Annotated in this window: 14 protein-coding genes; 2 read left to right on the forward strand and 12 right to left on the reverse strand. The window is 52.0% G+C overall.

Going from position 1 to position 14191, the window contains the following annotated elements:
- Positions 1-85: 85 nt before the first annotated feature.
- On the reverse strand, positions 86-1315 hold the full coding sequence (locus tag GOV45_RS18600) for an acyl-CoA dehydrogenase (RefSeq protein WP_170480564.1): 1230 nt from the start codon (positions 1313-1315) through the stop codon (positions 86-88).
- Positions 1316-1414: 99 nt separating this feature from the next.
- Between GOV45_RS18600 and GOV45_RS18605 the strand changes: the two genes are divergently transcribed.
- A complete protein-coding gene (locus tag GOV45_RS18605) occupies positions 1415-2329 on the forward strand; it encodes a LysR family transcriptional regulator (RefSeq protein ID WP_170480566.1) in 915 nt (304 codons plus the stop codon).
- Positions 2330-2332: 3 nt separating this feature from the next.
- Here the strand turns inward: GOV45_RS18605 and phoB are convergent, their stop codons facing one another.
- The 10 genes from phoB to GOV45_RS18655 form a co-directional block, all read right to left on the reverse strand.
- Positions 2333-3022, reverse strand: a complete 690-nt coding sequence (phoB, locus tag GOV45_RS18610) for a phosphate regulon transcriptional regulator PhoB (protein WP_170480568.1) — start codon at positions 3020-3022, stop codon at positions 2333-2335.
- A 12-nt stretch (positions 3023-3034) separates the two neighbouring features.
- On the reverse strand, positions 3035-3736 hold the full coding sequence (gene phoU, locus GOV45_RS18615; protein ID WP_170480570.1) for a phosphate signaling complex protein PhoU: 702 nt from the start codon (positions 3734-3736) through the stop codon (positions 3035-3037).
- Between the two features lie 16 nt (positions 3737-3752).
- Complete coding sequence (gene pstB, locus GOV45_RS18620; protein WP_170480572.1) at positions 3753-4550, reverse strand: phosphate ABC transporter ATP-binding protein PstB; 798 nt, start codon at positions 4548-4550, stop codon at positions 3753-3755.
- A 14-nt stretch (positions 4551-4564) separates the two neighbouring features.
- Complete coding sequence (gene pstA / locus GOV45_RS18625) at positions 4565-5896, reverse strand: phosphate ABC transporter permease PstA (RefSeq protein ID WP_170480574.1); 1332 nt, start codon at positions 5894-5896, stop codon at positions 4565-4567.
- Entirely contained in the window at positions 5893-7365 is a 1473-nt protein-coding gene (gene pstC / locus GOV45_RS18630; RefSeq protein WP_170480576.1) for a phosphate ABC transporter permease subunit PstC, read from the reverse strand. Before pstC ends, pstA begins: the two co-directional genes overlap by 4 nt.
- Positions 7366-7451: 86 nt before the next feature.
- The gene (locus GOV45_RS18635; protein WP_170480578.1) at positions 7452-8492 is read right to left on the reverse strand and encodes a substrate-binding domain-containing protein; all 1041 of its coding nucleotides are present in this window, start codon (positions 8490-8492) and stop codon (positions 7452-7454) included.
- A gap of 168 nt (positions 8493-8660) precedes the next feature.
- The gene (locus GOV45_RS18640; protein WP_170480580.1) at positions 8661-9707 is read right to left on the reverse strand and encodes an ATP-binding protein; all 1047 of its coding nucleotides are present in this window, start codon (positions 9705-9707) and stop codon (positions 8661-8663) included.
- A gap of 11 nt (positions 9708-9718) precedes the next feature.
- A complete protein-coding gene (locus tag GOV45_RS18645) occupies positions 9719-10258 on the reverse strand; it encodes a gamma carbonic anhydrase family protein (protein WP_170480582.1) in 540 nt (179 codons plus the stop codon).
- Entirely contained in the window at positions 10259-10897 is a 639-nt protein-coding gene (gmk, locus tag GOV45_RS18650; protein ID WP_170480584.1) for a guanylate kinase, read from the reverse strand.
- A gap of 16 nt (positions 10898-10913) precedes the next feature.
- On the reverse strand, positions 10914-11804 hold the full coding sequence (locus GOV45_RS18655; RefSeq protein WP_170480586.1) for a YicC/YloC family endoribonuclease: 891 nt from the start codon (positions 11802-11804) through the stop codon (positions 10914-10916).
- A 229-nt stretch (positions 11805-12033) separates the two neighbouring features.
- Between GOV45_RS18655 and GOV45_RS18660 the strand changes: the two genes are divergently transcribed.
- Positions 12034-12708, forward strand: a complete 675-nt coding sequence (locus GOV45_RS18660) for a PAS domain-containing protein (RefSeq protein WP_170480588.1) — start codon at positions 12034-12036, stop codon at positions 12706-12708.
- A 59-nt stretch (positions 12709-12767) separates the two neighbouring features.
- Here GOV45_RS18660 and GOV45_RS18665 read toward each other — a convergent pair whose 3' ends face one another.
- Positions 12768-14138 carry a class II 3-deoxy-7-phosphoheptulonate synthase gene (locus tag GOV45_RS18665; protein ID WP_170480590.1) on the reverse strand — a complete coding sequence of 457 codons (1371 nt, stop codon included), beginning with the start codon at positions 14136-14138 and terminating at the stop codon, positions 12768-12770.
- Between the last annotated feature and the right edge of the window lie 53 nt (positions 14139-14191).

Below are 14191 nucleotides of genomic sequence, written 5' to 3' on the forward strand. Positions count from 1 at the left end.
GATTCAACAGGTTAGTTTGAGCAGTGTACAAGTTTAGGATACATCCTTTTTTAACATAATACTGATTACGCGAATTGTTGTCGCCTCAATAGAAAGCTTGCAGCCCGGTTTGCGCACGCCCCAGTATCAACGCATGAACGTCATGTGTGCCCTCATATGTATTCACAGTCTCTAGGTTGACCATGTGACGCACGACATGGAATTCCAGCGAAATTCCGTTACCGCCATGCATGTCCCGAGCCATCCGCGCGATGTCCAAAGCCTTGCCGCAATTGTTGCGCTTGATGATCGAGATCATTTCTGGCGCAGCTTCGGCCTGGTCCATCAACCGACCAACCCGAAGGCTTGACTGCAGCCCAAGTGCGATTTCAGTCTGCATATCCGACAACTTGCGTTGGTACAGCTGAGTCTGCGCCAGCGGCCTATTAAACTGCTTCCGGTCAAGCCCATATTGAAGCGCAGAGTGCCAACAGCCTTCCGCTGCCCCCATCGCACCCCAGCTAATCCCATATCGCGCACGATTCAGACACCCAAATGGCCCCTTCAGACCTTGGACGTTTGGCAAAAGCGCATCCTCACCAACTTCGACGTTGTCCAGCACAATTTCGCCAGTGACAGAAGTACGAAGGCTCAGTTTATTTTGGATCTTAGGCGCACTCAGCCCCTTGGTTCCTTTTTCCAGAACAAAGCCCCGGATTTTACCGTCATGCGCGTCAGACTTGGCCCAGATTACGAAAACATCAGCGATCGGCGCGTTTGATATCCACATCTTGCTGCCTGTTAATCGGTATCCATCGTCGATCTTTACCGCTCGGGTTTTCATGCCTGCGGGATCCGAACCAGCCTCGGACTCGGTTAATCCGAAACATCCGATCCATTCGCCACTGGCTAATTTCGGAAGGTATTTCCGGCGTTGTTCTTCATTGCCATACGCATAAATAGGATACATCACCAAAGAGCTTTGTACCGACATCATCGAACGGTAACCGGAATCAACACGCTCGATTTCCCTGGCGACAAGACCATAGGTAACATAGCCTGCTCCGATCCCTCCGTACTCTTCTGGTATCGTCGTGCCCAACAAACCCATTTCACCCATTTCACGGAAGATGTTTGGGTCGGTTTCCTCAGTCTGGAAGGCTTGCGTGACGCGCGGTTGCAACTTGTCCTGCGCATAAGCGCGCGCGCTCTTTGCAATCAGGCGTTCATCTTCTTGCAATTGATCGGCAAGTCGAAACGGATCATCCCACGTAAAAACGCCAAGCTCAGGTGCATCTTTAGCGCGCAAAGTTGGTTTCGGGTCGGGCGCGTTCATGTCACATCTCCGCAAATCAAAAGGCTTCCAACAGTCTAATCTGAGATTTCCTCAAAAAACAGCGAGACATTCTCATGTTTTCATGACTAAAACGCATAGATGATCAAAGTTGGGCGCCCTATCCTACCCTCAATTTCCGCCTTGCGAGCACTCGAAGCACTCGACAGGCTTGGTTCCGCATCTGCTGTTGCAGAGGAAATGGCCTTAACGCAAAGCGCGATAAGCCGGCAACTGCAAACACTTGAGACGCTCCTTGGCGCGGATCTGGTACGTCGCGACCGCAAGCGTTTGATGCTGACGAAAGCGGGGCAAGACTACGTCCAACAAATTAGACCAGCGTTGTCGCAGATCGCTCAAGCGGCGCTAAAATTACATGTCGCGCCTGTTGGCGGCACCATTAACCTTGCCATTTTACCTACATTCGGAATGCGCTGGCTGGTTCCAAGACTGCCGGACTTTGCACGTCTGCATCCAGATGTAACGATAAATATGTCGACGCGTTTGCGGCCGTTCAATTTTGCCTCGGAACCCTTTGATGCTGCTTTGCATTTTGGCGAACCGGATTGGCCAGGAACAGATCGGTTGTTATTGCAGATGGAGCGTGTTCTGCCTGTGTGTGCACCCGAACTTCTGCCAAACGGCACACCTGCGGCGCCAAAAGACTTGCTGAAATTACCATTATTACACATTCAGACCCGGCCAAAGGCTTGGCAGGAGTGGTTTGCTCAAATGGGTGTGGATGCCCCCCACCCTTTGCCCGGAACGGTCCATGATCAGTTTTCAACAATTAATCAGGCTGCCCTTCATGGTCTTGGGGTCGCCTTGATACCGAACTATGTAGTCGAACAAGATCTGGCCACAGGAAAACTAATTGCGGCTTTTCCAAAGGCGGTCGACACACTCGGTTCATATTACTTGGTCTGGCCGCGCGAAAAGTCTGAAAATCATTCTCTGCGGCAGTTCCGGCACTGGTTGGCATCCCAGGCACAAACCGAAGACGCCCTGCCCCGCTAGTTTTCAGCCAAGAGCGTAGCCAGCCCCACGAACCGTGCGTACGGGATCTTCACCACCATGCTGCGTCAGCGCCTTGCGGAGTCTTCCGATATGCACGTCCACTGTGCGAGTATCAACGTAAATATCGCGCCCCCAAACTCGATCCAATAGTTGCTCGCGACTCCACACACGACCGGGTTTTTCCATGAACGTGCTCAATAGTCGAAACTCGGTAGGACCCAGTTTCAAGGGTTTGTCACCCCTGCTAACTTTGTGGGTTTCAGAATCCAGAATGATATCATCAAATTCAAGTCGCAATCCTACTGTGGCCGGACGCACCCGTCGCAATTGCGTCCTCACTCGGGCCATCAATTCAACTACGGAATAAGGTTTGACCACATAGTCGTCAGCACCCGTTTCCAATCCACGAACCTTGTCGACTTCTTCAGAACGCGCCGAGAGCATGATAATTGGGATCGACCGAGTATCCGGTCGGGTTTTCAACCGGCGACACACTTCGATGCCGCTCAGGTTTGGCATCATCCAATCCAAAACGATAATATCTGGGTTATCTTCATCGACCAACAATAGCGCTTCGTCACCGCTGGCCGCCTTTGACACGCTGAAGCCTTCGGCTTCGAGGTTGTAGGCCAAAACTTCGCGTTGGGCCAATTCATCTTCTACAACCAAAACAGTTGGCTGATCCGCGGACATCGTCCTGTACTCCTAAAAAGTTTGCGAAGTCACGTCGGCTTTGGGGCGCGGCTCGGTGCGAGTTTCCCCTGTCACAAGATAGATGACTTGCTCTGCGATTGCGGTCACGTGATCACCCATGCGTTCGATATTCTTTGCAATGAAATGTAGGTGCATGCAGGCGGAAATATTCCGCGGGTCCTCTGCCATGAATGTCAAGAATTCACGGAAAAGACCGTTATACATTTGATCGACTTCTTCGTCTCGATCGATCACATCTCTGGCAAGTTCTGCATCGCGCTGAATATAGGCATCAAGAGCATCTCGCAGCATGCGCTCGACCTCGCGAGCCATACGCCGCAGTGCAGCCGCACTGCCGTTAATCTCGGAGGTATTCACAAGCACCGAGGTACGTTTGGCAATGTTCTTGGAATAATCACCAATACGTTCGAGGTTAGCAGAAACCTTCAAAACCGAAAGGACCAGACGCAGATCGCTGGCGGTGGGTGCACGCAATGCGATTAGTCGCGCGGTTTCCTCATTTATTACCTCTTCCAGATCATCAATGGCCTTGTCGCCTTGCTTAACCTCTTGAGCAAGCTCTTCATCTCGCATCTCCAACGAGCGCGCAGCACCCATGATGGCTGCTTCGACCAACCCACCCATCTTCATAATATGAGCCTGGATCGCTTCAAGGTCGCGGTCAAAAGCTGATGCTATGTGTTGTTCGGTCATATCCAAATACCTATGTTCAGCCAATACGGCCAGTGATGTAACTTTCGGTGCGAGGGTCTTCGGGGTTGGTAAAAATCTGCCCGGTTTCACCGAATTCCACGAGATTGCCAAGGTGGAAAAACGCCGTCTTTTGACTGACACGCGCTGCTTGCTGCATCGAGTGCGTCACGATGACAACTGAGTAACGCGACCGCAAGTCATCGATCAGCTCCTCCACCTGCGCTGTCGCAATCGGATCCAGGGCCGAGCAGGGTTCATCCATCAACAGAACTTCGGGTTCGGTTGCTACAGCCCGGGCGATGCATAGACGTTGTTGCTGACCACCTGACAGACCGGTGCCAGGAGCATGCAGCCGATCCTTAACCTCTTCCCAAATTGCACCGCGCCGCAAAGATTTCTCTACGATTTCATCAAGTTCCGCTTTGTTCTTGGCAAGGCCATGAATTCGTGGGCCATATGCGACGTTATCGTATATCGATTTGGGGAACGGGTTTGGTTTTTGGAAGACCATGCCGACTTTGGCGCGCAACTGCACCGGGTCGACCCGCTTGTCGTAAATGTCTTCGCCATCCAGTTTGAACGAACCTTCAACACGGGCAATATCAATTGTGTCGTTCATCCGGTTCAAGCAGCGCAAGAAAGTCGATTTACCGCAACCAGAAGGGCCGATGAATGCGGTGACCGTTTTGTCTTCGATATCGACATTAACATCTTTTATGGCGTGGTTGTCACCGTAGTAAACTTGGCAGTCTCGGCACTCCAATTTAATTTCTTTGGTGTCCACTTGTCTCTCCACTCGCGACATGTCGTTCATTGGGATGGCCCTTTTTACCAGCGGCGTTCAAAACGGCGGCGTAGGATAATTGCGATGATGTTCATGCTGAGCAGAAAAATCAAAAGAATGATGATCCCGCCCCAAGCTTTCTCGTAAAAACCGACATCTGCGCGGGCTGCCCAGGTATAAATCTGTGCTGGCATGGCCGAGTTTGGCTCGGTGAAGCCAGCAAGAAAACCATCCGGATAACCACGCGCTACAAATCCGACCATTCCGATCAAAAGAAGAGGCGCGGTTTCACCCAAGGCTTGAGCAAGTCCGATGATAGTCCCAGTCAGGATACCTGGTGCTGCAAGCGGCAGCACGTGATGAAAGACTGCCTGCATTTTTGATGCCCCTACCCCCAACGCCGCGTCTCGGATCGACGGTGGCACCGCCTTAAGTGACGCGCGGGTAGAGATGATGATTGTCGGCAAAGTCATCAGCGTAAGCACCAGACCACCAACTAAGGGTGCTGACTGTGGTAGGTGCATGAACTGAATAAAGACCGCGAGACCCAGAATGCCGAATACGATGGATGGCACGGCCGCAAGGTTCGAAATGTTCACCTCAATCAAGTCAGTGAAGCGGTTCTGCGGCGCAAACTCCTCCAGATAAATCGATGCTGCAACTCCGATCGGCAGCGAAAGGCCAAGGACGACCAGCATCATGAAGAACGAGCCGACAACCGATGCGCCAATTCCTGCGCCACCGGGGTTATCCACGCCCGAGTCAGCACCGGTAATAAACGGCCAGTTGAAAACCTGTTTGATTATGCCGGCTTCTTCCAACACGTCTACAAGGTCCAGATCGCTTTTTTGAAGAAACCGACTGTCTTGAATAGTATCTCTGGACACCCTGCCTTTGAAGTATCCGTCCACACGGCTTGAAGCAGCCAGATCGAATTCTATTGGTTCACCCAATTTGTCCGGATTTTCGCTGTAGAAAGTCCGGATCGTACCGCCGACTTTGCCAAGAAGACGCTCAATTGCCGCTTCGTCAAAATCAACCTTTATTCCGTTTTCCGCCAATTCGTTGTTCAGTGATCTGATAAAAAGATCTGAATATGCTTTGGTCTTGAACAAAGTACTTTCTGCTTCGTCGCGTTCCGCAGGAGACAAAGTGAATTCAACACTAATCACAGTCCTTGTGAACGCAGGTATCCCCTGCGAAAGGATCGAAGCAAAGAGCACAATGAGAAAGAACAAACCGGTGGCGATGGCCGCAATTCCGTAAGCGCGAAACCTTTTTTCCGCATTGGCTCGTTTACGAGTGCGGGCATCGGCAGCGGTCAGAGAAACACCATGTCCACCCGTTTTAGGGTTCTGCATGCTTGCATCAGTCATTCGTACTGCTCCCGGTACTTACGCACGATGTAAAGGGCGAAGATATTCAAGCCCAGCGTTAGGATGAAAAGTGTCATACCCAGCGCAAAAGCAACCAGCGCCTCGGGCGAGGCAAAGTCGGCATCACCAGTCAACTGGCTTACAATTTTGGCGGTGACGGTTGTCATTGCTTCAAACGGATTGAGGCTGAGCCTTGCAGCAGCACCTGCACCAAGAACAACGATCATCGTCTCACCGATTGCACGCGAGGCAGCCAGAAGAATCGCGCCTACAATACCCGGCAACGCCGCTGGCAGAACAACCTGCCGAATTGTTTCAGATTGCGTAGCGCCAAGGCCATAAGACCCGTCCCTCATAGCTTGGGGAACGGCGTTGATGATGTCGTCGGACAGGGAAGAAACAAAAGGGATGAGCATGATGCCCATGACAAGGCCAGCTGTCATGACCGCAGTTCCAGCCTTCATCCAACCTAAGCCCTCATCACCAAAAACGCCAAGCAGCAACGGTCCGACAGTCAGCAACGCAAACAAGCCGTAAACAATGGTTGGGATGCCTGCCAAAACTTCAAGCATCGGTTTAGCAAAAGAACGAACACGCGGAGACGCATATTCACTTAAGTAGATCGCGGCAAACAGGCCGATCGGCACCGCCACCAATAACGCAACAAGCGAGATATAGAAGGTGCCCCAAAGCAAAGGAATGATACCAAGTGATGACGATCCACCTCGACCTGAAAAACTTGGCGCCCAAGTCGTACCAAAAAAGAACTCGGTCGCGGGGTACAGTTTGAAGAATTCCCAAGTGTTAAACACAAGTGAAAGCACGATACCAATCGTTGTGAGGATGGCGATTGAGGCGGCCCCGAAAAGAAGCACGCTGACCCCTTGTTCCACAACGTTTCTGGCCCGGTATTCAGAACTGGTTTGCAGCCAACCGGCACCTGCACCCAACAATGCGACCAATATTACACCGACATTCATGATCGAATAGCCAGTCGAGGTCAGAGTTCGATAGCTTTGAGCCGCTCGCAAAACGGGCTGGGTGATTTCAGCGGTCACGACTTGCCCGGCGTCCTTCAGGCGTTGGGTCATGTCGGTAATATCTGCACGCGCGTTATTTACCATGTCCTCGGTCAGGTGACCTTGCGCAATCGCATTGTTCAAGCCCGATGCAGTTCGGCGAACTTCGGCCATTACCAAACTGCGGGACGAGCCCTCTTTGACAGCAGAGTCGGGGATCATCTCCGACACTTGAGAATTGACATATAACGGCTGAACCAACAGCCAGATGATCATAAGACCAAATGCGGGAACCGCGGTTTTTAAGGCTACATTTGCGCCGTAATAAAAGGGAAGCGAGTGCAAGCCCCGGCTGTCGCCTCCGGAACTGTGCAAAGCGCGGGACCGCCCAAGAAAAAAACCGACTGCCGCGATCGCGAAAACGATCAGAATAAGCCAAAGTATCGGCATGGCACCCCCACAGGTCAATTTGGGAATTATTCATGAAGTTTGGGGCGGCACGCACGCCGCCCCTGCATTTTTAACCAATGTCAGGCTTAGCTGCCCGAGCCCATGGTAACTTCGTTGGCGATTGCGTCCTGAGTTTTTGCAAGCTCAGGATCAGCCACCAGTCCATAGTTGGCCAAAGGACCAGAACCGCCAGCGATTTCATCAGCGACGAAGAACTGAGCGTATTCTTTCAAACCCGGGATCACGCCGATATGCGCCTTCTTCACGTAGAAGAACAGCGGACGCGAAACAGGGTATTCGCCCGACGCGATGGTTTCAGTTGAAGGAGCGATGCCACCCATCGTTGCAACTTTCAGCTTGTCGGTGTTGTTCTCATAGAACGCCAGTCCAAACACGCCGATACCGTTCGGGTTCGTGTCGATGCGAGCCAAAGTTTCGGTGTAGTCACCGTCGATGTCGACCGATTTTCCGTCGGCGCGAACATCCAAGCATGCGTCTTCAGCGTCGTCTTCGCTCATGCCGCCTGCGATCATAGCTTCCATAGCACCAGTCGATTCGCAGCCGGCCAGCAAAACCTTGTCTTCGAACACTTCACGAGTACCGTGCTTGGTACCGGGGATGAACATCGCAATTTCAACGTCCGGCAAATCGCTGTTGAATTCAGCCCAAGTGTTAAAGCTGTTGTCAACCAGCGCACCGTCTTTCATGACCTTGGCACCGATGGCATTGTAGATGTCTGAAGGTTGGAACGCTGTGAACGCCGGGCCGGTCTGCTGGCTTGCGAAAACAATGCCGTCATAGCCGATGCGGACTTCCATGATATCAGTCACGCCATTGTCAGCACACGCCTTGATTTCTTTTTCACGAATTGCGCGCGATGCGTTTGCCACGTCGATGGTGTTTTCGCCTACGCCCTCGCAAAAACGCTTAAGGCCTGCTGATGAGCCACCCGATTCCACAACAGGTGTCGGGAAGTCAGTGTTTTCACCAAACAGCTCAGCAACAATAGACGCATAAGGCAGAACAGTCGACGAACCGGCAACTTGAACGTTGTCACGTGCAGCAGCAGTGGTGGCCGAAACAGCAGCAATCGCCAGCGCGGAAGCCGACAGTTTTACAAAGGACATTACAGTCTCCCTGAAAGTTTGAAGGTGATCACCCCCATGATGATCTCGAGCGAACCCCTATGAGTCGTCCGTAAGGGTTTTGTGACACTGATGTAACAGTATTATGACACTGCGGAATTTTGCTGAGATTCACTTTTAATATTTGACCGGAGTCCAAATTGCACAAAATCAGCGTGGCAAAATGACGGTAAAAACCGATCCCTTGCCCAGGTCGCTTTCTACACGCAAACGTCCGCGATGCCGGTTCACAATGTGTTTTACGATCGCTAATCCCAAACCCGTTCCCCCCAATTGTCGGGACCGATGATTGTCGGCCCGATAGAACCTTTCGGTCAGACGAGGTAGATGGACGGCGTCTATGCCAGGACCCTTGTCAATAACCTGCACCCTTACCGCAGGTCCTCGAATAGCGATGTTTCTTTCAGATGGGATTAACTTAATCTCAACGCTTCCGCCGCTACCCCCATATTTTATTCCGTTTTCCACCAGATTGGTAAAAACCTGCCGCAATTGGTCGCTGTCACCAGTCACCATCACCGGCCCTTCCGGCGCGGTCAGTGATAATTCGACCGAGGCGTCGTCACTCAATGGTCGCAGTGCATTCAGGATCGACTGAAGCAACCCGTTTATATCAACTTGCTCAGTCGGCCTTACACGCTCTTCGCTTTCGACTCTGTTTAACGACAACAAGTCGCCGACCAAACGATTCATGCGATAAGCTTCGTCTGTCATAATCTTGAGGAAACGCTCCCGTGCGGCCGCGTCGTCCCGAGCAGGTCCACGAAGTGTTTCTATAAACCCCATCAGTGCCGTAAGAGGCGTGCGAAGCTCGTGGCTAACGTTGGCAACAAAATCCCGACGCATCTGACTGGCTTGCTCTAAATGCGTAACATCCTGAAACACGACCAAAACCGCACCACCCGATACGGCTCCAATTCCGTTCATATATCGGCATTCTACTTCAAAGGTGGTGTCCTGTGCTCCGTCATTGGACAGATGTCGGGTTTTAGTGTGACCTTTGCTGCGAAGACTGTTTTCGATGGTGTCTATAACTTGCGGTTGCCGAAGAATAGTCGCGAAATGGCGCCCTTGAATATTCGGTCCCAGCAAAGTTTTGGAATCAGTGTTTGCTGCAATGATACGTTCTGTCTGATCAACCATTAGTGCGGGCATGGGCACCGCGGCAATGAACTCGTCAATCAACTCGCTGGACATTTTCCGGCCTGCTACTTCAGATCAGCGGACGAAACGGGTGCCATCTGATCCCGGAATTTCCGCATATTGTCCTGATAGTGCAGGGCACTCAACGTTATGCTTTTTGCCGCGGCTTCGTCCAGTTGACGCACCACCTTGCCGGGCGCGCCCATGACTAGTGAATTGTCTGGAATTTCCTTGCCTTCCGTTATCAAAGCACCGGCGCCGATAAGACAATTCTTACCAATTTTAGCTCCATTCAGAATGATCGAACCCATTCCGATCAAGCTGTTTTCACCGATCACACAACCATGCAACATCACCTTGTGTCCAATCGTACAATTCCGGCCGATGGTCAGCGGATAACCTGGATCGATGTGCATGACGCAGTTTTCCTGAACGTTACTTCCAGCGCCCACTCGAATTTCTTCATGATCGGCCCGAATAGTAGTACCGAACCAAACCGAGGCGCCCTGTTCGAGTACAACTTTACCGACGAGGTTGGCGTCCGGCGCCACCCATGTGTCCTCATGAATCTGCGGCTTCTCGTCGCCCAGTGCATAAAACGTCATCTATTGATCCTCAAATTCAGCCTGCAAAGTTCGAATATGTTCCTGCAATCCTGGCTGCTGAATGCGGCGCATTCGTTCTGCACTGACAATTGTCTTTAGCTTTTCCTCGGTTGCATCCAGATCGTCATTAATCAGTACGTAATCGTAATAGCCCCAGTGGCTGATCTCATCCCAGCTTTTCAGCATCCGTTTCGCAATTACATCGTCGCTGTCTTGACCACGAACCTCCAAACGTCGTCTCAATTCGGGGATCGAAGGCGGAAGAATGAAGATCGACAAAGCGTGCTTACCCAGATCAGAGTTGCGAATCTGGACTTCCCCTTGCCAATCAACATCAAACAAAACGTCCCTGCCCTGATCAATCGAGTCACGCACCGGACCAGCGGGAGAACCATAGAAGTTCCCAAAAACATGAGCATGTTCAAGCATCTGACCGTCTGCAACCTGTTGTTTAAACGCGTCTTCAGAAAGGAAAAAATATTCGCGCCCGTGTTCCTCACCCGGTCGCGGGGCTCGGGTCGTGGCAGAGATGGAAAACTCTAAATTCGAGTCCCATTGCATCAACCGGCGAGCCAGCGTGGACTTTCCTGCGCCTGATGGCGAGGACAGAATGATTAATAGGCCTCGGCGATCCGCCATGATGTAGTTCCCGTCACTATTCTACGTTTTGCACTTGCTCGCGCATTTGATCGATCACTGCCTTCAACTCCAGCCCCACCGACGTCAAGTCAGCATTTTGGGATTTCGAACAAAGGGTGTTGGCCTCGCGATTGAATTCCTGTGTCAGAAAATCCAGTTTGCGGCCGACAGGCCCGTCCTGCTGCAACAAACCGCGCGCGGTTGAAACATGAGCTGCCAAACGATCGATCTCTTCTGTGATGTCTGCTTTAACGCTTATCAAGGCTAGCTCTTGCGCAACCCGGTCGGGGTCAGCACCATGAGAGTTATCCAAGACACGCGCCAGATTTTCTCGTAGCGCCTGCCCCATTTCTTGACGCCGTTTTTCTGCGAATGCCGCGGCGCGCTGAGTCAAGTTTTCAATGCTTTCCAGTTGGTCCCTTATTATCGCTTCCAGCGCCAAACCTTCGGTCCGACGCATTTCCAGAAAATCAGACAGTAAAGCGCTGAAATCGGACTTGAGAAATTCCACCAGCGGACCCGCATCATCAACATCAGGTCCAGCTTCGATCATTCCTTTTAACGACAAAAGTTCACTGGCCTTGGATTGCGCAAGTGACAAACCTCGTTTCGACGCCATCGCTTCTGCTGCAACCAAAGCATCCAAGGCTGCCTCCATCGCCGGCACGTTCAGTTTAATGTCTTGCGAAGATTCTTCCCGACTCAATCGCAAGGAAAGTATGACATTCCCTCTACCCAAAGTTTTTGACAGATCGGATCTTAGTGCCGCTTCAAGACCGGTTAACCAATCCGGTACTCGCAAGCGTAGGTCCAGCCCCTTACCATTGACGCTGCGCAGTTCCCATCCCCAACTATGAGGGCCGTGCTCCCCTTTTCCCGAGGCAAAACCGGTCATGGATTTGATCATGCCTGTCCTTTCCAAAGTTGCCTGCCGCACCTAATGCTATCCGTTGCTGTGGGGCAAGGCCTTGCTTATTCGTCAAATCTTCGGACAAGTTAACCATTAGTTAAATATTTCCTCCAAAATTGATTAAACCCGTGTCAGTCTTACGAGCACAGAGGCTATCAGGCCGACGATCCGCCATTTAGATGGCATTTTAGGAAAATCCTGGCTAATCGGCGTTAGGGTAATGAAAATGAAAACTTTTTTTGGAACGGACGCCAACTCCGACTTTGGAAAGATCATTGCAATGGACCGCTTTGACAGTGGGCGCAGCTTGTCCCCTATCCGTCAGGCCGAAGCATACTGGACCGCTCTCTTAACTGGCGGTGAAGTTCCGATGCGGTCTCAAATCGATCCGCGCGGGCTTGAGAATATCCTCGAGTATACTTTCGTTCTGGAAAGGATCGCACCTGGTTTGGCGAGGTTTCGACTGGCGGGAAGCCATTTGACGAAACTCGCGGGTATGGAGGTTCGAGGAATGCCTCTGACAGCCTATTTCGAGCCCAGCGCTCGCGGCGCTGTAATGAGGCATTTGGATAGGGTTTTCTCCCAACCCGCAATTGCAGAATTGGGCCTTGTTTCATCTGGCAAACTTGGGCGCGCAAAGCTTCAGGCGAGAATGCTTTTGCTGCCGCTGAAAAGCGATCTTGGCGATATTAGCAGAGCACTGGGTGTTCTGGTTAGTGATGGCCCAATCGTATCGACACCCCGCCGATTTACCATAGCGGAAAACAAGATAAGGACCGTGCACGATATCCAAAAGCCACCGGTGCGGTCCGGCTTGCAAAACATGGGGCTGGCCGAGGAACAGGCTGAATTCAAATCGGCTCCACCTCACCTGAGGCTCGTTTCGTCACGGGACGACTGATCAGAAAGTAAAAAACGGCGAGCACCCGGCCCGCCGTTTTGGTTCAGCAAAACCTGCACTTAGCTCGCGGCGCGTTTAGAGCCATTGCTGCGCAAGTTAGTGAGTTCTTCGGCCACGAGGAACGCCAACTCCAACGACTGCGACGCATTGAGGCGGGGGTCGCATGCCGTGTGATACCGATCCGATAGGTCTTCTTCGGTCACCGCTCGGACACCGCCAGTGCATTCTGTTACGTCCAAACCGGTCATTTCGAAATGTACACCACCCGGCACTGTTCCTTCAGCCTGATGGACGCCAAAGAAATCACGTACCTCACGTAGAACCGAGTCAAACGGTCGCGTTTTATAACCCGTCGCCGATTTGATGGTGTTGCCGTGCATCGGATCACAGACCCAGGTTACCTTAGCGCCTTCTTCTTTAACTGCCTTGATCAGGCGTGGAAGATGCTCGCCAGCTTTTCCTGCACCAAAACGTGCGATCAGCGTCAAACGACCCTCTTCATTGTCCGGATTCAGCTTGGACATCAAAATCTTCAGGTCCTCGGCGGTAGTAGTAGGTCCGCACTTCAATCCAATCGGGTTCAAAACGCCGCGACAAAATTCGACGTGAGCGCCATCAGGCTGCCGGGTACGGTCACCGATCCAAATCATATGACCTGACCCAGCCAACCAATTTCCCGAAGTCGAATCCAACCGCGTCAGGGCTTCTTCATATTCCAGAAGCAACCCTTCGTGGCTTGTGTAGAACTCGACGGTCGAAAATTCATGTGTGGTGTCTGCAGTGATTCCCGCGGCATCCATGAAATCGATGGTGTCTTGAATTCGATCTGCTATTTCAGAATATTTTTGTACATCCTGTTCGTCAGTGAAACCCAGAGTCCAAGAATGCACGCGGTTCATGTCTGCAAAACCGCCTGTTGAAAACGCGCGCAACAAGTTCAGCGTTGCGGCCGCCTGCGTATACGCTTGCAGCATCTTAGCTGGGTTCGGAACTCGAGCTTCTGGCGTAAAAGCCAGCTCATTAATAATGTCGCCGCGATAGCTGGGTAGTTCTACACCATCCACAACCTCGGTTGGCGCACTGCGTGGCTTGGCAAACTGACCCGCCATACGGCCAACTTTAACCACAGGGACTTTTGCCCCATAGGTAAGAACCATCGCCATTTGCAGCATCACCTTAAAGGTGTCGCGGATAGCATCCGCACTAAATTGGTCAAAACTCTCGGCACAGTCTCCGCCTTGCAACAAGAAAGCCTCGCCACGGCCAGCGGCGCCCAAATGCTGCTTGAGGCGTCGTGCCTCACCCGCAAAAACCAGCGGGGGATACTGCGAAAGCTGAGCCTCGACTTTGGCCAGCGCGGCCGCATCGGTATACTCGGGCATCTGAACACGGGGCTTGTTGCGCCAGTTCGATTTTTGCCACTCGGTCATAGCTTTGATCTCCGCTGAGGTAATTCAGGGTGTCTCTATACAAAAAGCTGCGA

Source organism: Ruegeria arenilitoris (assembly GCF_013035425.1).
Lineage (GTDB): Bacteria > Pseudomonadota > Alphaproteobacteria > Rhodobacterales > Rhodobacteraceae > Ruegeria > Ruegeria arenilitoris_A.